Origin of the sequence: Gordonia otitidis NBRC 100426 (assembly GCF_000248075.1) — a bacterium.
Classification (GTDB): Bacteria; Actinomycetota; Actinomycetes; order Mycobacteriales; family Mycobacteriaceae; genus Gordonia; species Gordonia otitidis.
In genome coordinates this window covers 17,542-42,002 of the sequence record NZ_BAFB01000202.1, presented here as the reverse complement: position 1 = coordinate 42,002, position 24,461 = coordinate 17,542, and the positions used below count along the sequence as shown (strand labels likewise).

The window sequence follows — 24,461 nt, the reverse complement described above, 5'->3', positions numbered from 1 at the left end:
GCCTTCCGGACAGCATGTGCCCAGAAGCGGTTGCGCGTGCTGGTGCGTTTTCTGGTAGCGCGGGTTTTGCTAGCGCGTCGTTGATCGAAGAGAGTGAATGTGCGCGGGAGTGGCTACTGTGGTCGGCCCGGTGGCCGGCGGGCCGACGATGAGTTCGTCGGTGGCGTATCGCCACCGCTGGATACCGTCGATGTGCCATCGTCCATCGTCGGTGAGGACGCCGGTGTACTGGCGGACCGGTTCCTCCTCTGCGAAGTCGTCACGAAACATCAGCGTGTGCCGAGAGCCGACTGCCGGTTCACCGGTCCAGGCGGGAACGAGTGGCACCAGTGTGATGGGCGGATCGACGATCGTGTCGACGACTTCTGGGAGGCCTTCACCGGTAACCGAGGCGACTGCGAACCGATGTGCCTTGTCGCAGTCGCTGATGTAGTGCACATACAGGTCGCCGGTCGAGGTGTCGAGCCAAAGCTGCGGGGTCATCGGTGGTGCCTTTCGGTTGGTGTTTGCAGGTATTCGGTGTCGCGGTGTCGACGCATGCTCAGTGCTTGTTGTCGGGTGAGCCCAACGAACTCGTCTGCGGTGAAGCTGATTTCATCGGGATAGAAGGTGAACAGCATCTCGGTGTTGCCGTCGCTGTAGGTGACCGTGACGTTGGGCATGGCAACGTCGACCAGATCTTTGGGGAACGCGCCGACTGTGGCGCTCACGATGATGCAGTCCGCGTCGCGGGTGTCGCCGTTCTCAGGCAAGTGCATGTGTGGTCCTATCCGGTTGGGTTTGTCGGTGCCGGTATCGCACTCAGAGGGCGATCGCTTCGACATCGCCGTACTGGATACGTCGTTCGCCGACGCTGAACCCGGATTCGTCGGCGTCACCCATCACACCAGTGAACTGGCCCTGGCCGTCGGGGAGGTCGACGCGCACCGGGCCGTAATCGCCGTCGGCGGTGACGTCGTGCACGAGCGCGGCGACGACCATCGTGAAGGTGCCGTGCCAGGCGGAGCCGTTGTGTGCCAGCACCACGTCGGCGTAGGGGCCGTCGCGGTGACCGGTCAACGACGTCTGTGCTGTGAGTCCTTCTGCGAGCGTGAATCTGTTGTGCGCCATCTTGTCTCCTCGTGATATGTGACTGTGGTGGTGTGCGCTCCATTGTTGGTGCCGGCCATGACCGGGTGCGGCAGCATCCACTCCCCTCATGCAGGCAGTATGGGCGCGCGTCAGCGTTGCGGCGTTGCCTGGCTCCCCGCCTGGACAGTCCTGCGCGATCCCTGTCGCGGCGTGGAATCGACTGCACCCCAAGCCGAAACGGGCCTGCTTGAATGAGTACGCATTGAGACACAACGGCGCGAGGAGTACGACACCGATGACCACGGCAGTGACGACAGTCCGGCGATTGCATGCCGACAGTTTCCGCGCAGGCTGGGAGCATCTGACGGATTTCGTTGCCGCCCACGGGCACGCCACGGTCCCGACCACGACGGTCGTCAACGGCTTCCGTCTAGGCCAGTGGGTCAGCCGCTGCCGTAGCGCCTATCGTGCCGACACACTCGATCCCGAGCAGATCGTTGCGCTCGAAACACTTCCCGGTTGGGAGTGGAGTGCCACGCATCGGCAGGGCAATCGTGATGCCGAGTTTGAGCGCGGCGTCGAGGTGCTGCGCCGATACGTCACCGAAACCGGAACCTCTGACGTACCTTTCAGCACGGTGTTCGACGGCTTCAACTTGGGCGTGTGGGCACGATCGATACGCCTGCGCCGCCGCCGTGGACGCCTGGCCGCGCACCGGATCGCGGCAGTGGAGGCAGCAGCGCCCGGATGGTTGTGGGAGCGCTGCTATCGACGCGGCGCGCCGCCACTCCGGTTCGAGGACGCCGCGCGTCTAGCAGCTGACTACGTGACGAAGGTTGGCGTATGCGATCCACAGCCTGGACAACGTCACCGCGGGTTTGCTGTCGGCCTGTGGCTGCTCGAGCAACGCATCAACTACCACCGCGGACAGCTCACCTCAGAACAGGCGACTTTGCTGCAGAACACCATTCCAGGGTGGACGTGGTGGTCGCCGCACGATCAGCGGGCCTGCTGACCCGTCGACGGCGTCAACCGCAAACCCTCCGAACCTTTCACAGGCGACGGTGACGGTGACGCGAAGCACCGCATGCCTCGACTCAGGCAGTTGCGGTCATCAGTGGCTACCACCTCCGCAGGCTATGGACAAGGCCGTTTGGGGCGCTAGATCGACGTGCGGCGGCCAGGCGGGATGTATGTTCCCAACGAAGTCGGCTATGTCCTCGAGATCGCAGGAGCACCACAATCTTGTTGGCCTCGCGCGTATCTTGTCCCTTCGTGCCGGTGTCGCAGTGACTCGCTAGATCAGAACAGCTGTAGTTCGGCGGTCGCGCCGGTCATGTCGGCCCACCACCGTTCGAAGTGGATGGCCTGTGTCCAGCCACATCGATCGGGTGCGGCAGTCCAGCCGCGAGCACCGATGCTCACCTGTCTACCGACAGAGCGCTACGGACAGCGCGACCGCGCAAACTGCAGTGCCCCCCAGGTGAGACTGCTCCTGGGGGGGGGCGGCATGGGAGGCCTAGCAGGCGGCCCATCCGTAGAGCAACCACCCGGCCCGCTCCGCGCCTGGTTGTGTGCGGTGCAGGGTAACGTCGACTGTTGCGCTGGCCGACTGCGCGGCTGCTACCACCGTCAGAAGAGTGGGGTTGCCGCCAACTTCTCGACGTGCCGTCACATGGAGAGTGAGAGCGTCCGTCGACTGTCGTGCCGCCGCGACCGCCGCTGCACGCGCCTCAGCCTTCGTGGCGTACCCGCTCCTGTCGACACCGAGAACACGCAAACCAGCGTCGCCCCAGCGCTCACCTGTCGTCACGTAGTACCTCAGACTGGCCGCGCCTGGCGTGACCGCAACCGACCTAGCAAGTTTGACGTCCCACTGCGGCTTCGTCCAAGATGCGACATGTTCGCCAGGCTTGCAGCGCTTCTGGGCGGCCAGCCATATCGCCTCGGAAACGGCATGGTAGAGGCGGTGTTGGCCTTCTGGCACGGTCACCTTCACTTTGACGACTCGTGCGCGGACGTCGCCACTGTGGGCTAGTGGCAACCCCTCGGCCTCGCCCCACTTGTTGAGGAAGTCAAGCCGCTGGTGGCCGAGTTGCGCCGCAACCGAGGCCGATACCGGCTGAGTTTGCTCGGGATGATGCCGCACACCACTGGTGGTCGAAATAGTCCCGTTGTACGGGTCGGAGCCTTCCTCGTAGCGTGCCTGCTCGCATGCCTTTCGATAGGCCGCTTTGAGGTTCTGGTCGGTCACCACCTCGAGGCTAAAGTTGGTCGATCCCACAGCGCACGTCCCTTCTGGGTTGATTGGTTCGTCCGGCCGACCATAACTGTGATGAATTATGTTGTGCGGCAGTTAATACGGCCCGTTGGTCGGTGGATCCGATCAGCTCAGGGATTTGTATACGGCGTCTGGACAGTGTTGCCGAGGTGTGACGATGTGCGTTGCCTCCGGGCTCTTACGGTGTTCTGCGGGGCAGCAGTTGGTGTGCGTCAACCGTCCGGGCGCGCCCGCTGTCACCATCGGTCTTACTGGGCGTCGCCGCTGGCTATCGGCTGGGGGTCGGCGACTTATGGGTGGTGCTTTCCGAGGCGGCGGAGTCTGTGTCTCACCGCCCCGGAAAGAGTTCCGTTTCCACCACACTGCGCTGCTGCATCGATACTGTGCGGCACTGCATTTCGCGTTCCCCCTAGTCCCGTCACCGTGTCGGGTTCTCCGAGGGCGTCGACGAGCGTAGCGGCAACCTGGTCGGCCAGTGCTGGCACGCTGGGGGCCCACAGTGGATCTGTGCTCATGGTGACCCCGTCCGGGCCGCCTTCGACGGTGACCATGATTCCCGGCCAGTACTGTTTCATTCGCTGTAGCGTTTCGTTGAGTTGATCTGCCGGCACCCTCTCCCACGACGCCGATCCCGCGGGCTCTCCTTCGCTGTTCTGCCAGTCGAAGACCAGCGGGCCTGGCGTTGACAGATCGGTGGGGATCGCCGTGAATGCGGCCAGGTCGTCTCGGTAGCAGCAGGATCCGCAGCGGGCTGGCGATGTCTGGTCATAGTCGTAGACACCGTCGATGTTGGTGTGCTCGTCAGCGGAGATCACTACGTAGGTGCGGGCTTGGACCTCGACGTCGACGAAGCTCCCACAAGCCGGGCATTCGCGGACGTCGTCAGCGATGCGGCCCTGCGGCCATTCTGGTGGACGAAGAAAGGGTGTGGTCACGAACGGTCTCCCATCATGGTGCGGGCCGGCTACTGTTGCCGACCTCCGTGGTGAAGTGTTCGTGACGTCGGTGGGAGTGTGCGGCAACCGTGCTCGCCACCGGACAGGCGGGGCGCGCGGTCGGGCTTCGGCGGAGGCACCAAGCGGGCCAGGACTGCGGTGTGGGAGTGCGGTTGGCTGCAGCGAACACGTGCATCCGGCGTCGCACGGGCTACGCTCCGCTTTATGAACGCACTATTGCGACCCCCGTCCCCCCGGTTCGCCTACGTCACGCTGGCCGTTGTTATTACGGTCGCGGTCAGCCCAATTCTGGCGGCCCTCACTGTTAGAGCACCCGAAGTTGGGTGGCTGTTTGAGTCTTTGTCGGAGGCGCAGACAGCGCCCGGCGTCACTCCTGTACTGCAGGCCATTGGGTGCATCGCGCTGGTGAGGATCGCTGTCGCTCGATAGGTGCTTGGCCTTATGGCGTGTCGAGGTGGGCGACGGCGTGGCGGTCCTCTTCGGTGTCGGCGGCGACGATAACCTCAAGTTCGCCTGCGGTGAGGTGAGGCAGCGACGGATCACTCATGCTGCGTCGACTGAGGTCGCGTCCGAGGATGGCAGCAGCCCATCTTTCTCCACGTGTTCTGATGACACGGCTTGCTCGAAAGCACTGGTGCGGGTCGACGAACTGTGACTGTGCTGCAGCTTCTTTCGCGGCTTGCCGTATCGCTACCAGTCGGGGTTCAGGAATCGCTGTGCTGCGGCCCGCTTGATATGTAGCCCCGACCGGCCTGTTGATGGTGTCGTACCAGTCTCGGACCCAGCGGGCGTCGTCGGCTGCTGTATGCCTGCGGTATTCGGGATCGGTGACGGTACCCATCTGCACACCGCACTGGCGGGCGAGCTCGTCTGACTTCCACGGGCCTCGAATCCGTCCCGCGAGATGGCCGAGGGCGTATGCCTCGATGTCGAGGAGGTGGTAGTCCCACGGCATGATGGTGTGCCCCGCGTCGCGGAGCATCCGCTCGATGAGGTGCATGTCGAAGCTGATGTTCGCGCCGACCATGACTGCACGCCCGGCGCACACGTCGATGATGCGGTTCACGGCTTCGGTTGCGCTGACCGCGGCGGATCGGTCGAAGCGCCGTTGGTAGTCGTTGAAGTAGCGCTCGGGAAGGTGTTCGGCCTTGCGTGGGTCGTGGTGGACGAACATCTGGAAGGCGTGTTCCCCGTCCGTGTCTCGACGAATACCGGCGACTTCCCAGATGTCGTCGCTGAACGTGTTGAGGCCGGTTGTTTCGGTGTCGATGAACACCAGCGGCGTGTCGGTCAGCGCTGCCATGTCTTCTGCTCCCTTGTTCGGTGTAGCAGCACGCTATCGAGCACAGCCGACACGCGGCGGCACCAGCGGCGGGCACACGCGGCCGATCGCGCTGCGTCTCGCGCGGACAGCGTTCGCCCCTGTCTGTCTTCGTCAATCGCCTCGATCAGCCCAGGCCCCTTCCTACGTGCGTGCGAGTGACGCAGCGGCCGGCAATCGGTTGCGACACTGCGAGAACAAGGAACCCAGGCTAGTGAAAGGAACTGTTGTGAGCGAGACAATTACGATCATTCCGGTCATGTACCGCGATGGAAGCAACTGCAAACGGTCGTCGGCGATAGTCGCTGTCGGCGAGGTGACCGATGCGCAGATCACGCGGCTGCGTGCCGCCTTGGACGACAAGGTTTACTACTGCCCCGAGCAGCTCGAACTCACACATCACGGATACGGTGCGTGGTCGAGCTTTCCTATCGCTGATGTCGATCATGGTTGGCATGAAATGTTCCTCGACTCTGTGACGGTGAGCACCACACCAGCGGGAGGATTTGAGTGCCCCTGCGATGAGGTTGGGGAAATCGAGGACTTCGTGTGCCGTGTCGAGGCCGCATCGGAGGCGGGCTGGTCGCCAATCGACCCCAGCTCCGTGCACTAGCGCGGTGAAGGATCACCTCCGCCCGGTCGGCGGGGTGACACCTTCGCCATCGCAACCGGACAGCTCTTTCGGTTCAGGAGTGATGCAGAGCAGGCCATCGCACCCTTTGCGATGGCCTGCGCTGCGGTTGCGGGTCGCTACACGTCGGCGATGGCTTCGCCTAGCGTGGTCAGCGCTTTCCGGTGAGCTTCTCCGAGTGCCCGCAGTCGACTCTGCTCGGTTTGGGTTACCATCTGCAGCACCTCGGCAACGGTGAACACTGGGCATCCCTCGCTGGTGCACTCCGCGGCGAACAGTCCCAGCTCGGGTGTGTAGCGATGCACATCGCCAAGCCACTCGTACGCCGGATCCTCCCATAACTCCCAGCTTGATCCCGGCGCGTGGCGGATGAGTTCTTGGGAGATGTCGGTGGCTGAGCCGCAGCGGATTTCGTAACTGTGAGCGTGTGCGCCGAGCACAACCTTGTAAAGGCTCTCACTGTCGCTCGTCTCGCGGTAGCCGATGTCGTACTGCTCGAAGATGTGCTCGATGGCGGTGACCTCGTTGTCGGGCGCGGCGTAGATGACGATCTGGAAGCATGTGCGGTCTGACATGGGCGTCCTTTCAACTGTTGATGACCTGGGCCTATACCTTGGCCTGCGGTCACCGTTGACGTAACCAGCAGCCACTCCGGCTGTGCGGCAGACCTGTTTCAGCTGTTGATCCCTTGTGGCTGAGCGATGCTGCTGTCACCGCAGGATGACGGTGAGCGGACAGTGCCACCGATGGCGGTGATGCACTTCCGCACCCGGCCTCACTGTCGGCCAGGGGCGGAAGGCACTGCCGATCAGGTGGCGGTGTGAGGCTGCGTGGACGTCTCCAAGGTCTCGAGGGTGACCACGTAGTCGAAGTCTCCGCCCACCCACTTCATCAGCGGCTTCGCCAGCCAACCGGCGGCATCGGAGACGTCGTCGGCCAGCTCCTCATCGAGTTCCAGCCAGTCGCCTGTCGCGGCGTCCTGTACGCGCAGTACCCGCGACATTTCCTCCACGTCGATCTCTGCGGCCTTCCACCCGTGTTCGCGCATGATGTCGCGCATCTCGACGGCGGCGGCGGCGTTCGCCCGGTTCGTCGCCTCGACGGCATCATCGATAGCGGCCCTACGTGCGGCTGAGTCAGCCATGTATTCCTCCTTGTTGTTCCGGTCGGTCCCATCACCGTATGGATCACCAACCACTCGGCGCGGCAGTGGTTTCGCGCCGAGTGACCAGCGTTAGGCGGGCTGCCAGCAGCGGAGAGCGCATCCGCGTGAGCTCGATGCATCAGTGGAGAAGTGCCACCTGCCGAATCGTGTAGGTGTCCTCGGAATCATCGCCGAACGTCACGGACTCTTCCTCAACCACGAACACCTCAGCAATGGTGGACTCGTCGCCCAAGAACTCCACTTCGCATCCATCCTCGTGGATGGTGACACCAATGCTGGCGATGCCCTGGCTGGCAAGGTGCGCCAACAATCCGTGCGGCGCTGTCCACGCAGTGCCGAAGCGAACGACCAGACGCCTCGGTTCGTCGAGAAGCACTTCCGGGGCATGCCCTGTCCACTTCGTTCCCCAGTTCGCTCGCCGCCAGTCATACCAGTTGGTTGCGCCATACATTGCGATCAGGCGATCCGCCGTCGCGGAGGTCATCGCCACCGTCCCACGCTCGCGGCCTGCGACCATCAATGCTGTGCCTGCCGCCGAGTCCACCTCGTAATGGTGGGCGCTCGCGAACTCGGTCAGGGCCGAGAGATCAGGAAGCACCCTCATCGGAGAGATGCTGCCCCGCAGCTCATCTGGCATCGGACACAGGACGTCGAAGTCGAACTCTCCCCCAGACGTATCGGTGCGAACAGCGTCTCGCACCCGCCCCAGACGCTCGGGTGTTGCGGTGAACTCAATCGTGTTTGTCGCCCAGTTCGGCATGGTCACTCTCCTTGTTTCTCGGGGCCTCGCCGGTGAGCACGACCCGCGCAGTGGTACCCACTGAGGCAATCACCGCCCGATGCGGCTGTGCGGCAACACGGTTCGAGCGCTCCGCTCGCCCGCCTCTACAATTTCCCCGAGACTGCGTGGCTCCCGAAGGGCCGCCACGTTACTCAGATCGGCGCTAGGAACAGCATGCCGGACAGTCTCGACACCGGCGGCCAGTGTGATGCTCCGCTGCCGCCAGGGGCCGGACAGCGTCACCCCCGATCGTCGCCTTCCCGGTGCGGGTGGTCTGTGGTGGCGGACGACCACTGGCCTACCTGGTGGTTGTGTAGCCGATACGCTCGAACTGTTCATCCACCGAATATGATTCCTGATTCCCGTGGGCGTCGATTCCGGTCATGGCGAGCATCAGCAGCTCCCCGTCCTGGGTATAGATCAAGTCTCCGTCGCGAGTTGCCGCCACAAGGTCGCGCAGTCGACCGCTCGTCAGTGACGCCACGAACTCGACATGCGTCCCGTCCTCCATGTGCGGTTCTGACAGCATCCACATGGACGCCTCAACCCAGTCGGCGACAGCAGTGCGCACGGAGATTTCCATCAGCTGCGCCGTCTTTGCCTGCTCGGTCATGTTCGGCTCCTTCACGATTGGACGATGCATCCAGTGTTGCTGTTGCCCAATCGGCTGCGCGGCAGTCACAGTCGGTCGACGCCGACGATCGCTTGTGCTGGCAGCCATAGCCCCATCATTTCTACGTGCCGCTTGCTGGCTGTGGACAGAGCGACATCGACAATGGCCACCCATTCGGCGACGCAAAACCGTACCCACGCCTGCTGCGCTGCGGACTGGCGCGACGAGTAGGTGAATCCAGCGGCCCGTACACGAAGTGGCGTCGGTTCCCGCCCAGCCACTCAACCGGCCCCAACCGAACGCGGCGTTCATGTCGACGAGGACAGGTCAGGCCGGGCAAACAGATGCCAGACGACGCTTGGTGTGGAGGGCGGTTAGGGCCGACTCGGAGACTCCCTCTCCTTGCCAACCAGAACCCACACCCCACCGTGTTGTCCGTTTATTCGAGTCCTTCAATCCGGTCCCCCTGGCTGCCGCTGCTGTCGCCCAGGCGATTGCCGCGCAGCTGCGAGCACGAAATCTAGCGTTGTCGCCATCCACCAACAGAAAGGACCGACGATGACATCCACTCCCCCAGCTGAGCCGCAGTGGCGCGTGCACGTCTCGCTGCAGCACTGGATCAACGACTATGCGGTTGACCTCGGCGGTGCCCTCGGTTCGACGGCCTGGTTCATCACGGCCGACGAAGCTGATGCCGCCTCGCGTAACGGCGAAGCTCTCGACTCGCTCGTCACCATGAGCGATGCACGTGTGCCAGTCGAGGTTGCCGACCACGACGGACCCTTCTCCGTGTCCGTTGAATGCACCGGTTGTCACACCGAATACGGGTACTCCGATGCCGGCGGTTGGTCGATCGACGAGCACTCTGACTGCGCTGCAGGTAAACCTGCCGGTCCGCCCCCGCAGCCACTGCCCGTTTGGCCACGCTACTGGCGGCGAGCCCTCGACGGCTGCACGCTCGGCGAAGCGGTCAGCATCGCGCAGTCGGGCCAGCCTCGCACACCCAAATCGGGTGGTGCGTCGTACACGATTGAGTTGCGCTTCGACGTGCAGGCGGACGACGACGACCACGCGCGCCAACTAGCGCAACTCCTGGCCGACACCGCTGGTGGACGCCTCACCGCCATCTTTGATGAGACGTGGAATGAGATCTGAGCATGCGCCAATTCGCCAGGTACAGCACGGTTTGGTTCTGTGCGTACTGATCCTGTATGTTGATCGCCCCTCGGTGGAAAGCCGCCGGGAACGGCTCGAAGGAGCTACAGCGATGTTGATCGATCTCGACTGCTACTGCGGTAATGACAAGGCAGAGGTTGGCCCAACCGAGCAGTGTGACCATGGCCCCGCATCCACCTACACGTGCACCGTGTGCGGTCGCGTCACGTGGGCGTGCGAGTTGCGGCGGTGACGTTCTCCCGCTGCGCACCGCGAACCGACGCCGCAATAGCAGGTCGAGATCAAGGTGTGCAGCGGGCGCAGGGCGGCCACCGGACAGCTGTCACTACATCAGGCGCCGGCAGGTGTCGGCCTGATGTGGTGCTGGTGATGACTCAACGTTCGTGTCGATGACGTTGCGCGGCTTCGCTGATGGCGACGAACAGTTCGTCAGGCACCTCGTCGCGTGTCACATGCACGGGAGGTCGGTGCGTCCACGGTGTCCACTCGAGGACGGCGCGGACTTCGGCGGCGATATCAGCGGGCACATGGTGGGTGTAGTCGTCGAACAGTTGCAGCACCGCGTGGTTGTCATCTGCAGTGTTGAGGATTCGGCTGATGTCGGCGCCGATGATGGTGCGCGCAAATCGTTTGGTGCCCAGCATCCGCAGCTGCCAGACTCGGGCTGTTTGCAGCAGTATCTCGTCCCCTGTTCCCGCGTTTGTGGCTGGCGTGGAGTTGCAGTCGGTGCCGATCGCGGGTGTGTGTCCGCCAGCAGTGGGGGCGGCTGGGGTTGCTGCTTGGCTGGTTTCGCTCATTGTGGTGCGGTGGAGTCGCGCGTCAGTGTTCACGTCATCTTCACCGCGGATGAGTGTGTTGGCCTGCGCGAGGGTCACGTCGCGCCATCCGGTGGTGGGGGTGGCTGCCAGGCCGGAGAAGAATCGGTAGGTGCCGGTGGTCCGGGTGTGCCAGGTCAGGCGTAGTTCGTGGCCGTCCCATCTCACAGTCAGGCTGACGAATGGGTGGTCGCCGGTGTCCTTGCCGTGGCTGACAGCAAAGGAGCGGCGGCTGTGGAGCGCGTTGTTGATGGTGTGTTGCAACGATTTCGGCGGGTTCCACCCATTCATCGGCTACGTCCCTTCGGTTGTCCCGGCCAGCTGGTGGGCGTGATCGTCTAGTGGGCGATGCCCGTTGCGAGGAACTCGAGGTAGTGCAGGACGTCGCCGTCGCGGAAGTCGATCTGCACGAGCGTGTCCTTGATGGTTGCTTGTTCGCCGGGTGAGGCGATCTTGGCGTGTTCGATGACCACTCCGACAGGAATGATGTTCTCGAGGTTGCTGGGGCCGGCGACGGTGAACACGTGTTGCGGGTCGATGCCCTTCTCCTCGAGGAACGTATCGATCCACGAGGCGAACTCGTCGTTGGCGACGGGGGATGTAGTGCAGGTCTCGATCATGGTGTTTTCCTATCGACGTTTGTGGTGGTGCATGTTCAGCATCTACTGACGGTGTGATCGTCTGCGGCACTCGGCCGGCCACCGTGCAGCATGTAGTGCGGTGATGGTGTGGACAGTCCGCGTCCGCGCCTGTCGGGTGTGGGCCGAACCGCCGGGTTGGGCCCACACCCCGCGCAGGGGATGGTGTGATCTGGCACTGTCCACACTGGCCTGCCCGACTAGGGAGCTGCGGCACTGCAAGTGCGGGGTGGTGGGCTACAGGACGTAGGCGAGGAAGTTGCGGCTTTCAGCTTCTGCCCAACACATTTGACGGCCGGTGACGATGGGCCGGTAGTGGCCGATGATCGAATCGATTGTGGCGTCGTCGTGTTCGCCGATGCTCTTCCAGATGTCGTGCCATGCGAGGTCGAATCGATCGACCGTCGTGTCGAAGCAGCTGATGCCGGCGTGGGCGTCGGCGTGGTGGATGCGTAGCTGCACCCCGTTCTGGTGGGCCATCTGCGTGTAGTGCTCTCCGACTAGGGCGATGACGTCGGTGTTCAGTTCGATGACGTCGAGGCGATCCACATGCGGCAGGTTCAGGCAGGCGCGGAGCACCATTCCGAGTCCGAGGCCGGTGATGAGAACCGAATGCGCCCTTTCCGCGCGAACGACACGTAGAAACGGCAGGTGGTCGGCAGCCTCGGCGCGGGTGTCGGACATCCATAGTTCGTTGTCGACGAGTAGCCGCGTGTATTCGCCTGGTGCACAGTATCGGTCGCCGTGTGTCAGCGCGGTCAACGCGGACTGCTCTTCGGTGACCACGAACCGCTCAACGCGCGCAGTGCCGTGTTGTCCGGTGGGGACGGTTACGCGCATCAGGGCGCGGAGTTCGTCGTCCATGCTGGTGTCCTTCCTGTGGCTGTTCAGTGGGATGTCGGCTAGTCGGACCAGGCGGGCCCAGCTGGTACGACTGCGAGCACTTCACCTGACTGGTGCCGATACCAATCCACTTGCTGCTGAATACGGTCGGCCGCATGTTGGTTGCGCGACAGCTGATCAACCAGGTGTCGGCGCGACGCGTCGTCGAGTGTGGCGTGCTGGCGCAGCATCCCTTCGGCCAGGCGACTGTTGACCTCGCGCAGGTGTGTGGCCTCGGCGAGCAGCCGGTCCCAGTACGGGTTGGTGGTCGTGGGTGTCGCCATGTGGGGTCCTTTCATCGGCACGAATGCTTGGGGCCCAGTGTTGTTGTGGCGATATTGGGGGTGCGGCAGATGTTGTCGGGAGTTGCGAGTGCTGCCGTCGACGGCCGCTCGGCTGCGTAGTGCGAGGCGATGGATGAAACGAGAGTGGGCGCGTTCATGGCGATCCTCTCGGTGTTTTCGGATTGCTCACAGTGTCGCACCTGCTTACGACAAGAGCGGCACGTTCACACTGCCCACGCAGGTAGGTAGTTGTTGGCGGCGGGTACCCAGGTGTGTGCCGATCCGTCTGGGTCGTCGTCGAGGTAGACGTCGATGGCGTGAGTGTCAGAGAACAGTTCGGCGACCCAATGTCGGAAGCTGACCGAATACACGAAGCCGCCGCGTTTCCGCACGAGCGGCCAGAAGGTGTCAGGGACGTCGACGCTGAACTGCGCTTGGAGTACGTGGTCGTGCACGACGAGTGCCCCGCCCCTCTCGGTCCAGGTCACCAGACGCGACGGTGACTGACTACTCGTGGCGTTGTCGGTGCGGTACCCGGCGTCGCGGTGTCGGCGTAGCGGATCTCCCCACAGGTTCGGCCCGACACGGCAGACGGCGAACAGTTCGGCGGCCGGGTTGACGACGATGCCCGCGGTGCGCTCGAGTATGCCGTTGTGCGCTAGCACCAACGTTCCGTGCCCAATGAAGTAGGTGGTCTGCATATCTGCGGCGATCGGCCCGGCGGAGCAGCGCGTGTGCGTGGCATATGCGATGGCGACCGCATCGGACACAGGCAGTAGGTGGACAGTGAGTGGGCCTCGACCGCGTGCGTGGCGGCAGACCACGCACTCGGCGGATGGCTGAAATGACTCGGTCACTTCGTCTGTCACACAGGGATTCTTTTCTATGTTCAGCCGTGTGTGTATCGGTCTGGCGTTCACGTTTCCTCCGGCAAGTGGTGATGTGATTAGTCGCCGACGCGTTCTTTGCAGCGGGTGCAGTACGCGCCAACTTGTACGTTCCCAGAGCGGTCGTCACCGATTGTGATGCGTTCGCCGAGTGCCGGTTTGTGTCCGAGCTGGGGGCACACCAGGTGTTCCGCGATGACCGGCCACAGTCCGACCGTGAGCACCGCTGATACCAGCGCTGCGGCCACCCAGAACGCGACATGAGCCGCACCTTCGTGCAGCGCTGAGAGTGCGGTCGTCGTCAAAGCGGCTGCGCAGCAGACGAACACGACAGCCGCGAGCGGTTTCGCCGTCCACACCATGAGGATCGCCGCCGCGATCGAATACACTGACAGTGCGGCGAGAACCACGGCGGCTGCAACTTGCCACATCACGATCTCCGTTCCTGGCTGGTGATTTATGACTGTGTCACACGCTTTTACGTGCCACTGCCGTAACGAACCGGCGCATCCGGCCATACACTTCCGTGGCTGCGCGGGCCGGGTGCAGCGCAGCCTTGATGATGACGGTCGCGGTTGGGTAGACGCTGCGAGCGCTGCACGTGGCGTGCTCGGGGTAGCTGTTCACCGAGAACGCGTAAGCCATGGCATAGACGCCCGTAACGGTTCCGCCTGCCGCCACCCAGTAGGCGACTGGCTGCCCTGCCCGGGCGGCATCGACCGCGGTCACCCACACGCTGATGTAGCTGGCGATGGTCAGCAGGTACCAGGCGATGCTCTCAGCCCATTCGGAGTCTTCGCTGTGACGGTGGTGAGCGCGAGCAGGGTGCGTCCGTGTTGTGCGTCTGTGCCTGCCGGCCGAGGCAGGCACGATCTGCGGATCCTCGCGCATGTCTGACAGATCGACCCATAGCGCCGGTGACTGTCGCAGGAAGCGTCCGGCCTGTAGGGATGTCGCGAGCACGGCGATGACCGTGCCCCACGTCGACCACGCGAGAAGGGCTGGTGTGTCTGTCATGTCGCCCAGCGTCGCATTCGGTGCCGGTGTTGTGCGGCAGCACTATTCGAGGACCGGCGCGGCTGGGTCGCTGACGTTAGCTGTGGCGGCGCTGATGTCAGACGGCGATGGCATGATGATGCTAGCGAGGACGGCCTGCGTGTCGTGCATGTGCAGCGAAAGTCGCTGTCCCACAGACTATGATCCTGGTTCGTTGAGTGGTCCCGCGTCACGGCGCATCCTGGAAGGATTCGATGAATGAGTTACGTACGTTTCGGAGCCGACAGCGATGTGTACGTGTATTTCGATGTGCACGGACAGTGGGTTATTCATGTCGCTGAGAGCCGTTTCGTGGCCCATCCGCAGCATCCGGTGCCGCCATTGCCGACCGCTGGACAGTCAGACTTCGCCGAACAGTTGATGGCTCACTACGAGGCGCAGGAGCACGGCAGCTACGAACCCATCGAGGCTGCGGAGGCAGGCACCGAATTGCGTGTCGACAGCGCACACGAATGCCTCACCCAACTCACGGCGCTGCGTGACAACGGTTTCCGCATCCCTCAGTACGCGATCGAGGCTGTCGGGCGCGACGCCGCGCTGAGGGCCGAACGCTCCTGACGAAGGTCATCCCGCCGCCTCGCGATGCGTCCGGGGCGGCGTGGTTGGCAGTTGGCAACGTGGTTGGGCCAGCACCCCGGACTTGTTGCGCAACCCCCCCGTTGCGTGCTTAGGTGAAGGGCATACATCGAAGCCACTCACTACAGGATCAACTGCCGTGGAACACCCACACTCTCATCCCGGCGGCTGGGGACAGCTCCTCGGAGCGCACCGAAGCCCCCACGACGTCGCCCGCCTAGCGCCGCTGTTCGACAACGCTGGCATCAGCGTCGACGACCTTAAAGCGGTTCTCGCCGATCCGACGCCGCTGCTCACATATCCCGACACGGACACTCTGCGATGGCCTTGGCTGACGAACCCGGCCGCGGTAGCCCTCGCCGCCGCCGAAGTGGCTGCCCAGGCTGCACACACGCAACGCATGTTCACCGACGTCCGGGCAGCTGCAGTCTCACACGCGGTGGCGGACAGCACCGTTCGAGCTGTCGCCGACCAGCTTGGGATTCGCCCCCAGATGGTGTCGCGGCTGCATTCGCGGGGAGCAAGCCTCTTCGACATTGCTGCAGCAATCATCCGCGCTCCGCGCACCCCTGCCACAGTTCGGCCCACTTCCGATGGAGATGACTGATGCCCGACGCCGCTGCCCCACTCCTGGTCGTTGCGATCGCCGCCGGATTTGTTGTGTACGTGTACCTTCGACCGACGACCGTTGCGCAGCATGTCTCACGGTTTCTGAGCGATGTGCTGCCACCACGCCCCCCGATCAGTGAACCCAGCCCAACTGTGCGCGTATGGGAGTATCCGGCGAGTCGAAAGCTGTTGAAGTACGCCGATCTCGTCTCTTTCGCTGGCCGGTCGATAATGACCGGGCTGTTCGTATGGGCGATCATCAGGATGCCGGTGTACTCGATGTCGATCGACCAGTTTGATCATCTACGTGCCGCCGGCGTTCTTGAGGCCTCCGAACTCGTGACCTCGACGTCGCTCATCATGATGGTGTGCGGCGCAGCCGTCGCAGCAGTGTCACTGGTGATGTCGCAGCGTCTGCGTAGACGTGCAGGATGGTATGCGCCGCAGGGCGCCCCCACCGATGTCAGCGACCGATGGTTTTGGTCGACACAGGCTGCGTACTGCGCGCTCGCCGCGGCGGTACCGGTGACGCTTCTCGCCGGCAATTTCGCGCCGCGACTACTGCTCGTCTGCATGTTCCTGATCTTGCTCATTCCGTCGTGTGTTCAGATCGCATGGAAGTTGGCGTTCCGGTCGCGGCGAGACGCCGCAGCATCGTTGCTGGATCTCGCTGTTTTCGGAAGCTGCGCCGCCGTCTCGCACACGCTGCTGCTGAACTCGAGCACCGTTCGCCTCCCGTCTGACACGCTCGGCTGGATACTGCCGCTGACAGCGATGCTCACCGCATTCACGCTGCTGCTACTGAGGTGCCGTGAACAACGAGTGACGTTGACAGCCCGACATCACCTCGAAGCTGCGGCGGCCGACGCTGCTAAGCGGATGTCGCAAGCGGTGTCCGACTACACAGCCCGGTGTGCGGCAGGCACACTCACTCCCGCCGATGAGGCGAGGCTGTGGACGCAGGCGTGTGAAGCCCGCAGAATCACCTGCCACGACGCATACGCGCGACAACAACGCCAGTCACTTCGGAGCAACCGCCGACCCCAGCACGTCGACTGATCCGAGATAGTTGCGGCGGAACGCTTCACGCACCAGTGGTAGTTCGCTGCGACGCACACTGCAGCCCGCGAACATCACGATCAACGCTTCATCCGAGAGGTTCGCCGCTGTCGGTGGTTGCGCCCGAATTGATTCGGCCGCAACTCGCGCGGCAGCGAGATCGGCGATTGCCGCGAACCGGGGGCGTGGGGGTCGTTGATCGACCGTCATGTCGGCGACTGCTTGCTCACGCGTCCACATCGAGCCGAGGCCGTGTGTCACCGGCGTACCCCGAACAGTGGTTGACGTTTCCGTTTCACCGTCGGGTAGACGGACACGAGCTCGACGGTGAGCGTCGACGGGTCAAGGAAGTATCCGTACTGGGCGTCGACGCGGTCGTGGACGAGGTCGCTTGCCGTCCACTCGCTTAACTCGAACGGAACAACACCTTCATCGGTGTAGACGACGACGTCGGCGGGATCGACGGCAACCCCGTAGCCCGCGACGGCGATACCTGTCGGGAAGGCACTGTAGGCGTTCTGGTCGGCGTGCAGTGAATGCCATTCGTTTTGCAGCAGCGTGTCCATGGCTGTAGCGCAGCCGTCGCGGTCAACGATCGTGCGTAGTTCGGGGAGTACGGCTTCCGGGTAGCCGTCGCAGTGCACAAGCCGCCCGTAGGCGCGGACGCCGGTGTGGTCAGCGGTGCGGACACCGAGGATGCATCGTGTGCTCATGATCGGAGAACCTTCCGTTGCGGTTGATGTCCGTACCATCGTCACGCAGTAGCGTCGGTTTGCGCGGCAATCAGGTTGTGCCGCAGCCCCTTATCGTGGGTGGTGTGCTTGACGGGAACTCATTCGTTGGAAGGGATGAAGCTATGCCAGGGTCCTCGGAGAAGCATTCGGTGGCCGGACCTACTCCGCGTCCGTGCGCCAGCTGCCCGTACCGCCGGGATGTGCCGTCGGGTGTCTGGGCGGTCAGCGAGTACGAGAAGCTCGCCGCCTACGACAGAGACACCGCCGACCAGCCGTCGGCATTGTTCATGTGCCACCAGAACGACGGGTCCAGCGACCAGTCACGCCTGTGCTCGGGTTGGGTGGGATGTCACGGCGAGGAGTTGCTGGCGTTGCGGCTGGCGCTGATGGCCGGGGACATCGACGGTGACACGTTCACCGAGTGCGTGGACTACGTCTCCCCCACACCCCTATTCGAGTCCGGTCGCGCCGCCGCACAGCACGGTGTCGCCGGCGTCGATCAACCGAGCGACGACGCGTGTGCGGCAATAGCCAAGATCCGGCGGCGGCGTTCCGACCTGGCCGACTAGCCGGGGACCGCGAGGCTCGAACCTCGCGAGTCCGGCGTTCATGAGGTAGCGGAGCGCTCATCCGTTGGTGGACAGCGCATTGCGTGTCCTGCCCGGGGGTGGAGTGGTCGGCCGAGATCACGGAGGGAGTCGACGGCGAACAAGACGAACCCATTGCGTGCGACGGTCGCACACGCTACCGTTGCACGTACTCGCTGTGCTGGCCCTCCCCTACGGCAGCGGCGCCGAACAACCTACGTGCAGAGGTGAAAGCGACATGGCAGATACCGATCCATCCGTTCCGCCGGTGTGGGTTCGCGCGGTCCTCGACCGCACAGACCTGAAAACAGCCCAAGAAGACATAGCCGCCGAAGATGAGATGCGCGACAACATCCCATCCGATGTGCTGCTCGAGGAATCAGTCTCGCAGGCCGCACGAGACTATCGGAACGCCGCCGAAGGTCGAACCACCCTCGACCCGCAGCTGGCTGAACTCGTCCGCCTCATCGAATATCGCGACGGAATCAACGAAAGCATCCGCCTACTCATATGCCTCCTCCGCGAATGGGGTGATCCACCGATCTCGCTGGGGAAAATCGCTGCCGCGACAGGCATGTCGGCGTCGGGTGTGCGATCAAGCTACACAGCTGACGACCGCGACCACGTCCACAGCATTCTGGGGCTCGCGCCACGCGGAACGCGCGACCCCGACCGCCCGCAAGCCACCCTCCCCAATCCGTACCGGCCCGCTATTCTGCTGGGCCATGACGCCAGCAGCACCCCCGTGCTTTTACCGGCAGATGCGTCGCTGCTGGTTGATATCGGCCTCGACGACCCGCGGCGCGACGCTGTGCAGTCGCTGCTGGCTGCGCAGCTCGCTGAGCGCGTCCTGCCCGGCTTCCCGACGCCCACGATGGAGCAGTGGATGCGATCGGCGACCGTGTTCTACACGTGCGTCCGCAGCGAACCACTATGGGGATACAGTCCCCTGCAGACCGTTGACTGGCCGCAACCTGACCCCGAGTCTGTACCTGCCGACCTTCCTCGGCTGCGTGTGGTGGTGACCCTCGACGGAGACCCAACACTGCCGGACACGCTGCCGTTGTGGCTGATCGGGCATGTGGCACCGATTGTCACCGCAAACCCCGGGCGAGCGTATGTGCTGCAGCCCCCGACGCGCAGCTTCCGATGGCAGTGGACGCTCACCGCACCCGACGGCAGCACCACCGATCTGCGTCTGGCAGCCCCACCTGACGTCACGGTGGGTTTCGCGGACGGTGACGACGCCGCCAACCCCGTGCTCCGCGACGTACTGCTTCATAGCATCGAGACACAGCTTCGCTGACCCGTGCCCGCACGACACTCTCGGATGGAGGTGGCATGACCGAACGCAGTACACCGAAAGCGCTAAGACCGCACCAGCGCAAAGCCTTTGATGCGGTGATGGCTGCGATCGGCGACGGTGGGCGCGCACAAATCACGATGGCGTGCGGGACCGGCAAGACGCTCGTCGGGTTGCGCACAGCCGAAGCCGTTCACCAGCGTGTTGCCGGGGGCCGTGTCCTCGTGTTGGTGCCGACTCTCGGATTGATCGACCAGACGGTGCGCGCGTGGCGGGCCGACACCGCCGACACGTTCGATGCGTTCGCGTTCTGTTCAGACAAACGCGCAGCGGCCGAAGACATTGCCGCCGACCAGTTGCCGATCCCTTCAACTACAACTCCGCAGGTGCTCGCCGACTGGCTTGACGGCCGCAGCAACGACCGCCTGGTGGTGGTGTTCTGCACCTACCAATCCACGGTGCGGCTGGCCGACATTCACCACGATCGGGCCCACGAGTGGGATGTGGTGGTCGTTGATGAAGCGCACCGCACCGCCGGCGAGATAACCAAACCGTTCGGCACAATCCTGCACGATCACCTGATCCCCGCACAGCGGCGACTGTTCATGACCGCCACTCCACGTGTCCACACGAGCAGCTCCGTGACCGTTGACGGTGGCGGCGACGCAACCACCGTCGCCTCGATGGACGACACCTCCTTGTACGGGCCACGCTTGTACGAGTTGACGTTTGGCCAAGCGATCGCCCAAGACTTGCTGTCGCCCTACCAGGTCGCGATCGTCGTCGTCACCGACGACGATGTGGCCCGGCTCATCGCCAATCCAAGCTACGGCACCACTTTGGCTGACGGCGGCGAGTTGTCGGTCCAGGAGATCGCCGGTCAGATCGCACTCGCCCGCGCTTCCGAACAGTTCGGGTTGCACCGGATCATCGTGTTCCACAACACGATTAGCGCCTCCAAACGGTTCGCTTCCGCCTACTCCGACATCGCAGGCCCCATCCTCTCCTCCGCCTTCACGCATGGCACTACGGTCCGGCATCTTGACGGATCGGCGACGGCGGACGAACGCCGCACCTGCCTCACCCAGTTAGACGGAACAGGCGACGACGCGCACATGGTGGTCACCAACTCCAAAGTGCTCACCGAAGGCATCAACGTCCCCGCACTCGACGGCATCATGTTCGCCCAGCCGCGCAGTTCACAGATCGACGTCACCCAAGCGGTGGGCCGCGCCATCCGGAAACACCCGCGACGCAACCATCCGTCTGTGATTGTGTTGCCCGTCTACCTCACCCCTGACGACGACCCAGAAATGGCGGTAGCCGACACCAATTTCCGTGCGGCCGCGCAAACCCTGCGAGCGCTCCAAGACCACGACCAGCAACTTGAGTTCGATATCGCCGAAGCCCGCCGCTCACTCGCCACGCCAGGAAACCACGAACGCCTCCCCGACAATGTGACCGTGTTGGCAGATCCCGGGGTTGTGGACTCCATCGCCGACGCCCTCACCGTCCGTCTCATCCAGGTGGTGTCCGACCCCTTCGAGGAAGGTGTTGCATACCTGCACAGGTACGTTGCTACGCACGGCACCAGCCGCGCACCCAAGGGTGCAGAGATCGACGACTTCGGGATCGGGGAATGGGTATCCCGCCAGCGTACGCAGTATGCCGCGGGCCGTCTCACCGCCGACCGTATCCACCTCCTCGAAACCGAGTTCCCCGACTGGGTATGGTCTGTCAAGGACGCGGCGTTCGAGGAAGGTGTTGCCTACCTACGGCTGTACGTTGCTGAGCACGGCACCAGCCGCGCACCCCAGAGAGCAGTTATCGACGGCTTCGGGATCGGGGAATGGGTACGGTCCCGCCGCACCGAGTATGCTGCGGGCCGTCTCGCCTCCGACCGTATCCGCCGCCTCGAAACCGAGTTCCCCGACTGGGTCTGGTCTGTCAAGGACGCGGCGTTCGAGGAAGGTGTTGCCTACCTACGGCTGTACGTTGCTGAGCACGGCACCAGCCGCGCACCCCAGAGAGCAGTTATCGACGGTTTCCGGATCGGACGGTGGGTGCAGTATCGACGCCTCGACCACGCCGCGGGCCGTCTCGCCTCCGACCGTATCCGCCGCCTCGAAACCGAGTTCCCCGACTGGGCATGGTCAATCAATATGTTCGAGGAAGGTGTTGCCTACCTGCACAGGTATGTTGCTGAGCACGGCACCAGCCGCGCACCCAGGGGCGCAGAGATCGACGGCTACCAGATCGGGTCATGGGTGAGCCACCGCCGTAGCGAATACAAGGCTGGCCGTCTCGACGCTGACCGTATCCGCCGCCTCGAAACCGAGTTCCCCGAATGGGCATGGTCGGCCAGATAGTTACTACCGTGGTGGTGGTGCATGGGGTCTCGGTGTTGGTATGACGCGCGGCTGAAACCGGCGTGCAACGATCACGTTGTCAGCAATGAAACTTCCTGCAGCGGCGGTGAACTATGTGGCAGCACAACGGAATGACTGGTCGATTGAGGGATCTGGTGCAAGCCACGTTCGGTGGCCGACACCGTGACAGGACTGTCGTCATCGACGCCGGCCACTGCGATGTGTTCGCCAGCGACCGCCCGCTCACCGACGTGGCGCGCACGTTCGCTACGATCAGTGCGCATCCTGACCTCGTATTTCGGGTGACGACAACACATCCCGGTCGGGCAGCGAACCTGCTGCGCACTCGACGATTCTGGTCGTATGTCGATCGGTTCACCGAACCAACGGATGGCTGTGGTGTCGTCACCGACCGGGGGGAGCGGATTCTGTCCAATTTGGTGTTGGGTGTTCCTGCGAGCACGCAGCACCAGGTTTCCACCCGGCTGGCGTCGCTGCAGGACACGCCTGTTGTTGCACGGTTCCTTGAAGTGCGTGGGCCGATCGATGTGAGTGCTGCTGTCGCAGGCGCCGAAACCGGGTGCCGTCATGGGCGGCTGGCGCCTCTGGATTTCGTGGTCGTTGCCGACGGCGCGGCGCCGCGACCGGCCGACGGTGGCTGGGTTCGTCGTGTGCACGCTCAGTGCTCGCGGTTGGGGATCGCCGTCTATGCCGACGGCCGTGAAGGCCTCGAGCGTGACGGGGAGTCGAGAGCGTTGGTAGGGGCGCGAGGTGAGTGATCGGACGAAGATCGAGTGGGCGGACGCAACACTCAACAATGTAATCGGCTGCACCCCAGTGTCATCCGGTTGTGACCACTGCTACGCCCGCCGCACAGCCCACCGCATGCAGGCGAACCCCAACCCGGCGGTGGTTGCACCGTACGCGGGGACCGAGGCTGACGGGGAATGGACTGGCCGCGTCAACTTGGTTCCCGAACGTCTGGCGCAGGTGTTCGGGTGGGCGAAGCCGCGCCGCATTTTCGTTGCCGCCCAGTCAGATTTGTTCCACAAGCAGGTACCTGACGAGTTCATTGCCGCTACGTTCGCGGTGACCGCAGCAACACCACGACACACCTACCTCATCCTGACGAAGCGGGCGGGAAGGATGCGTGCACTGCTGTCGGACAAACAGTTTCGGCGTGCCGTGCTGCAGGAGGCGGCGTCGCGGTACGGGGCTTCCGGACTGGACTGGCCGTTGCCGAATGTGGTTGTGGGGGTGAGCGCGGAAACTCAGCATTGGGTGAACGTCCGCCTACCCGTGTTGCTGGACACGCCTGCCGCCTCTCGGTTTGTGTCGATCGAGCCGTGCCTGGGTCCGATCAGCCTGTACGACAACACCCGCATCGACCGAGAAGACGCCCAACTTGATTGGGTGATTGTTGGAGGCGAATCAGGCCCGAACGCGCGGCCCATGCATCCGGCGTGGGTGCGACGTTTGCGTGACGAATGCCAGCCTGCCGCCCGCTACGACGGCTCCTCCGTCGCGTTCTGTTTCAAACAGTGGGGTCAATGGGTGCCAGCACCCGCTGATGATCCGTCACCGGCTGACCGGATCGTCTTCGCTGACGGGTCCGGAAGTGTTGAGGTGGCCGCCGCGACAGCCAACGATCCTCGGGGCGCGGTGATGAGGCGTGTCGGCAAGCGTGCTGCCGGCCGCGAGCTCGACGGCATCATCTGGGACGGGTTCCCGTCCTGATGTGGCGCCACCTCATCTGACGCCGGGCAGGTGGTGCGGTGGCGGCCACTCCGGGCACGTCAGGTCATTTTGTGGATGGACAGGCTGACGTCGTCGAGTGGCAGGTACACGTCTTCGGGGATGCCGAACCCGCACGTCAACGCCCACCGCAGCAGGCGGAATGTGAAGCTGGCGAGTGCGTCGGCGGAGTCGTGGTAGCCGAGATCGTCGATGGTGCCGGCCAGCACGGTGCGCTCAGCTGTCCACGCGCACGTGTTGGCGTCGAGAGTCAGGAAGTCGTCGTATCGTCCCCTGGTGGCCTCGAGGCAGTCGTCGCGGAGGGCGACGCCAGGCCGGGCTGGTAGGGGCGGTGTGCGGCAGGACACTTCGAACCGCCAGCCGGTGCTGATGTCAGATGTCATCGGCACCCGGTTCGATGAGTTCGATGATGTTGTCGACGGTCTCCTGGAACTGGGTGAGGAGATCTGCGGTGCTGGCGGCGGGGTCGACGAGCTCGGCGAGTGCCGGGGCGAGCACCTTGTGGATGCTGTGCACCAGGTTCTGAATGTAGGCGTTCGTCATACTCTCGCGGTCGGCGGCTTCGCAGAGCTGCAGTCGCAGAAGGTCCGCGGCCGACACTGGTTCGTCGACGTCGTGTTCGTCGTCGGGCATGAGGTCGGCGCGGTTGATGAGCGCAACGCCGAGCGCCCGCACTCCGGCAGGGCTGTTGAGGTTGCGGGTAGCGCTCCATCCGGCCGGCATCGCCACTTCGATGCGGTCGACGTCGCCACCCCATCCGACGGTCCGCACCGATAGCGGCTCGGCTGTGGTGGTCGACGTGTGCGGCGGGGGCGGTGTGGGGTGTGTGGTCACCGTGGTTCGCCTTCCGGGTTGGCGGACAGCTCGGGTTGGGGGTGCTGCCCGGTGTCGTGGTCAGGTTCGATTACCGTA

At 63.8% G+C, this 24,461-nt stretch carries 34 protein-coding genes; 11 read left to right on the top strand and 23 right to left on the bottom strand.

Annotated features, from left to right (window positions below; genetic code table 11):
- Positions 1-69: 69 nt before the first annotated feature.
- The 3 genes from GOOTI_RS19760 to GOOTI_RS19750 are packed head-to-tail and all read right to left on the bottom strand — an operon-like array spanning position 70 to position 1,110.
- Positions 70-483: a hypothetical protein gene (locus GOOTI_RS19760; protein WP_007240381.1), complete on the bottom strand. Its 414-nt coding sequence runs from the start codon at positions 481-483 to the stop codon at positions 70-72.
- The gene (locus GOOTI_RS19755; protein ID WP_039994417.1) at positions 480-758 is read right to left on the bottom strand and encodes a hypothetical protein; all 279 of its coding nucleotides are present in this window, start codon (positions 756-758) and stop codon (positions 480-482) included. The genes GOOTI_RS19760 and GOOTI_RS19755 overlap by 4 nt, the downstream gene beginning before the upstream one ends.
- A 43-nt stretch (positions 759-801) precedes the next feature.
- The gene (locus tag GOOTI_RS19750) at positions 802-1,110 is read right to left on the bottom strand and encodes a hypothetical protein (RefSeq protein WP_007240379.1); all 309 of its coding nucleotides are present in this window, start codon (positions 1,108-1,110) and stop codon (positions 802-804) included.
- 256 nt (positions 1,111-1,366) lie between these two features.
- Between GOOTI_RS19750 and GOOTI_RS19745 the strand changes: the two genes are divergently transcribed.
- A complete protein-coding gene (locus GOOTI_RS19745; RefSeq protein WP_007240378.1) occupies positions 1,367-2,086 on the top strand; it encodes a helicase associated domain-containing protein in 720 nt (239 codons plus the stop codon).
- A gap of 287 nt (positions 2,087-2,373) precedes the next feature.
- Here the strand turns inward: GOOTI_RS19745 and GOOTI_RS27085 are convergent, their stop codons facing one another.
- The 4 genes from GOOTI_RS27085 to GOOTI_RS24825 form a co-directional block, all read right to left on the bottom strand.
- Positions 2,374-2,496, bottom strand: a complete 123-nt coding sequence (locus GOOTI_RS27085) for a hypothetical protein (RefSeq protein ID WP_267879820.1) — start codon at positions 2,494-2,496, stop codon at positions 2,374-2,376.
- Between the two features lie 94 nt (positions 2,497-2,590).
- On the bottom strand, positions 2,591-3,325 hold the full coding sequence (locus GOOTI_RS19740) for a hypothetical protein (RefSeq protein WP_138985322.1): 735 nt from the start codon (positions 3,323-3,325) through the stop codon (positions 2,591-2,593).
- Positions 3,326-3,642: 317 nt separating this feature from the next.
- Positions 3,643-4,287 (bottom strand): hypothetical protein, encoded by a 645-nt coding sequence (locus GOOTI_RS19735; protein ID WP_007240376.1) that lies wholly within the window; start codon positions 4,285-4,287, stop codon positions 3,643-3,645.
- Between the two features lie 460 nt (positions 4,288-4,747).
- Positions 4,748-5,611 (bottom strand): 3'-5' exonuclease, encoded by an 864-nt coding sequence (locus GOOTI_RS24825; protein ID WP_007240374.1) that lies wholly within the window; start codon positions 5,609-5,611, stop codon positions 4,748-4,750.
- Positions 5,612-5,843: 232 nt separating this feature from the next.
- Here GOOTI_RS24825 and GOOTI_RS19725 point away from each other — a divergent pair, with 232 nt between their 5' ends.
- Positions 5,844-6,242, top strand: coding sequence for a hypothetical protein (locus tag GOOTI_RS19725; RefSeq protein WP_007240373.1), 399 nt, complete (start codon positions 5,844-5,846; stop codon positions 6,240-6,242).
- A gap of 137 nt (positions 6,243-6,379) precedes the next feature.
- Here the strand turns inward: GOOTI_RS19725 and GOOTI_RS19720 are convergent, their stop codons facing one another.
- The 4 genes from GOOTI_RS19720 to GOOTI_RS19705 form a co-directional block, all read right to left on the bottom strand.
- Positions 6,380-6,835 (bottom strand): hypothetical protein, encoded by a 456-nt coding sequence (locus tag GOOTI_RS19720; protein ID WP_007240372.1) that lies wholly within the window; start codon positions 6,833-6,835, stop codon positions 6,380-6,382.
- A gap of 233 nt (positions 6,836-7,068) precedes the next feature.
- Complete coding sequence (locus tag GOOTI_RS19715) at positions 7,069-7,404, bottom strand: hypothetical protein (RefSeq protein ID WP_007240371.1); 336 nt, start codon at positions 7,402-7,404, stop codon at positions 7,069-7,071.
- Between the two features lie 139 nt (positions 7,405-7,543).
- Entirely contained in the window at positions 7,544-8,029 is a 486-nt protein-coding gene (locus GOOTI_RS19710; protein ID WP_138985321.1) for a hypothetical protein, read from the bottom strand.
- 475 nt (positions 8,030-8,504) lie between these two features.
- Positions 8,505-8,819, bottom strand: a complete 315-nt coding sequence (locus GOOTI_RS19705) for a hypothetical protein (protein WP_007240369.1) — start codon at positions 8,817-8,819, stop codon at positions 8,505-8,507.
- 558 nt (positions 8,820-9,377) lie between these two features.
- Between GOOTI_RS19705 and GOOTI_RS19700 the strand changes: the two genes are divergently transcribed.
- Positions 9,378-9,974: a hypothetical protein gene (locus tag GOOTI_RS19700; protein WP_007240368.1), complete on the top strand. Its 597-nt coding sequence runs from the start codon at positions 9,378-9,380 to the stop codon at positions 9,972-9,974.
- 395 nt (positions 9,975-10,369) lie between these two features.
- On the opposite strand, the gene GOOTI_RS19695 is transcribed toward GOOTI_RS19700, so the two are convergent.
- The 8 genes from GOOTI_RS19695 to GOOTI_RS19665 form a co-directional block, all read right to left on the bottom strand.
- Positions 10,370-11,101, bottom strand: a complete 732-nt coding sequence (locus GOOTI_RS19695; RefSeq protein WP_007240367.1) for a hypothetical protein — start codon at positions 11,099-11,101, stop codon at positions 10,370-10,372.
- Between the two features lie 47 nt (positions 11,102-11,148).
- Positions 11,149-11,430 carry a hypothetical protein gene (locus GOOTI_RS19690; RefSeq protein ID WP_007240366.1) on the bottom strand — a complete coding sequence of 94 codons (282 nt, stop codon included), beginning with the start codon at positions 11,428-11,430 and terminating at the stop codon, positions 11,149-11,151.
- A 255-nt stretch (positions 11,431-11,685) separates the two neighbouring features.
- The gene (locus tag GOOTI_RS19685) at positions 11,686-12,312 is read right to left on the bottom strand and encodes a spermidine synthase family protein (protein ID WP_007240365.1); all 627 of its coding nucleotides are present in this window, start codon (positions 12,310-12,312) and stop codon (positions 11,686-11,688) included.
- Between the two features lie 38 nt (positions 12,313-12,350).
- The gene (locus tag GOOTI_RS19680; RefSeq protein ID WP_007240364.1) at positions 12,351-12,614 is read right to left on the bottom strand and encodes a hypothetical protein; all 264 of its coding nucleotides are present in this window, start codon (positions 12,612-12,614) and stop codon (positions 12,351-12,353) included.
- Between the two features lie 11 nt (positions 12,615-12,625).
- A complete protein-coding gene (locus GOOTI_RS26250; RefSeq protein ID WP_169315833.1) occupies positions 12,626-12,772 on the bottom strand; it encodes a hypothetical protein in 147 nt (48 codons plus the stop codon).
- A gap of 66 nt (positions 12,773-12,838) precedes the next feature.
- Positions 12,839-13,483, bottom strand: coding sequence for a hypothetical protein (locus GOOTI_RS19675; RefSeq protein WP_007240363.1), 645 nt, complete (start codon positions 13,481-13,483; stop codon positions 12,839-12,841).
- Between the two features lie 77 nt (positions 13,484-13,560).
- Complete coding sequence (locus GOOTI_RS19670; protein ID WP_007240362.1) at positions 13,561-13,932, bottom strand: hypothetical protein; 372 nt, start codon at positions 13,930-13,932, stop codon at positions 13,561-13,563.
- Positions 13,933-13,969: 37 nt separating this feature from the next.
- The gene (locus tag GOOTI_RS19665) at positions 13,970-14,518 is read right to left on the bottom strand and encodes a hypothetical protein (RefSeq protein WP_007240361.1); all 549 of its coding nucleotides are present in this window, start codon (positions 14,516-14,518) and stop codon (positions 13,970-13,972) included.
- Positions 14,519-14,755: 237 nt separating this feature from the next.
- Here GOOTI_RS19665 and GOOTI_RS19660 point away from each other — a divergent pair, with 237 nt between their 5' ends.
- The 3 genes from GOOTI_RS19660 (at position 14,756) to GOOTI_RS19650 (ending at position 16,801) form a co-directional block, all read left to right on the top strand.
- The gene (locus GOOTI_RS19660; RefSeq protein WP_007240360.1) at positions 14,756-15,115 is read left to right on the top strand and encodes a hypothetical protein; all 360 of its coding nucleotides are present in this window, start codon (positions 14,756-14,758) and stop codon (positions 15,113-15,115) included.
- Positions 15,116-15,272: 157 nt separating this feature from the next.
- Entirely contained in the window at positions 15,273-15,740 is a 468-nt protein-coding gene (locus GOOTI_RS19655) for a hypothetical protein (protein ID WP_007240359.1), read from the top strand.
- On the top strand, positions 15,740-16,801 hold the full coding sequence (locus GOOTI_RS19650) for a hypothetical protein (RefSeq protein ID WP_007240358.1): 1,062 nt from the start codon (positions 15,740-15,742) through the stop codon (positions 16,799-16,801). The genes GOOTI_RS19655 and GOOTI_RS19650 overlap by 1 nt, the downstream gene beginning before the upstream one ends.
- On the opposite strand, the gene GOOTI_RS19645 is transcribed toward GOOTI_RS19650, so the two are convergent.
- Both GOOTI_RS19645 and GOOTI_RS19640 read right to left on the bottom strand, forming a co-directional pair.
- A complete protein-coding gene (locus tag GOOTI_RS19645; RefSeq protein ID WP_007240357.1) occupies positions 16,763-17,062 on the bottom strand; it encodes a hypothetical protein in 300 nt (99 codons plus the stop codon). The two genes, GOOTI_RS19650 and GOOTI_RS19645, sit on opposite strands and share 39 nt — an antisense overlap.
- The gene (locus GOOTI_RS19640; protein WP_007240356.1) at positions 17,059-17,514 is read right to left on the bottom strand and encodes a hypothetical protein; all 456 of its coding nucleotides are present in this window, start codon (positions 17,512-17,514) and stop codon (positions 17,059-17,061) included. The genes GOOTI_RS19645 and GOOTI_RS19640 overlap by 4 nt, the downstream gene beginning before the upstream one ends.
- Before the next feature lie 143 nt (positions 17,515-17,657).
- Here GOOTI_RS19640 and GOOTI_RS26920 point away from each other — a divergent pair, with 143 nt between their 5' ends.
- The 5 genes from GOOTI_RS26920 (at position 17,658) to GOOTI_RS19615 (ending at position 23,531) form a co-directional block, all read left to right on the top strand.
- The gene (locus GOOTI_RS26920; protein ID WP_007240355.1) at positions 17,658-18,104 is read left to right on the top strand and encodes a DUF6283 family protein; all 447 of its coding nucleotides are present in this window, start codon (positions 17,658-17,660) and stop codon (positions 18,102-18,104) included.
- A 256-nt stretch (positions 18,105-18,360) separates the two neighbouring features.
- Entirely contained in the window at positions 18,361-19,428 is a 1,068-nt protein-coding gene (locus tag GOOTI_RS19630) for a hypothetical protein (RefSeq protein ID WP_007240354.1), read from the top strand.
- 35 nt (positions 19,429-19,463) lie between these two features.
- Entirely contained in the window at positions 19,464-21,794 is a 2,331-nt protein-coding gene (locus GOOTI_RS19625; RefSeq protein ID WP_007240353.1) for a DEAD/DEAH box helicase, read from the top strand.
- A gap of 155 nt (positions 21,795-21,949) precedes the next feature.
- On the top strand, positions 21,950-22,573 hold the full coding sequence (locus tag GOOTI_RS19620) for a DUF5131 family protein (protein ID WP_169315832.1): 624 nt from the start codon (positions 21,950-21,952) through the stop codon (positions 22,571-22,573).
- A 106-nt stretch (positions 22,574-22,679) separates the two neighbouring features.
- The gene (locus GOOTI_RS19615) at positions 22,680-23,531 is read left to right on the top strand and encodes a DUF5131 family protein (protein ID WP_306302703.1); all 852 of its coding nucleotides are present in this window, start codon (positions 22,680-22,682) and stop codon (positions 23,529-23,531) included.
- Between the two features lie 59 nt (positions 23,532-23,590).
- Here GOOTI_RS19615 and GOOTI_RS19610 read toward each other — a convergent pair whose 3' ends face one another.
- Both GOOTI_RS19610 and GOOTI_RS19605 read right to left on the bottom strand, forming a co-directional pair.
- Positions 23,591-23,932, bottom strand: a complete 342-nt coding sequence (locus tag GOOTI_RS19610; RefSeq protein ID WP_007240350.1) for a hypothetical protein — start codon at positions 23,930-23,932, stop codon at positions 23,591-23,593.
- Positions 23,922-24,383, bottom strand: a complete 462-nt coding sequence (locus GOOTI_RS19605) for a hypothetical protein (RefSeq protein WP_007240349.1) — start codon at positions 24,381-24,383, stop codon at positions 23,922-23,924. The genes GOOTI_RS19610 and GOOTI_RS19605 overlap by 11 nt, the downstream gene beginning before the upstream one ends.
- Positions 24,384-24,461 lie beyond the last annotated feature (78 nt).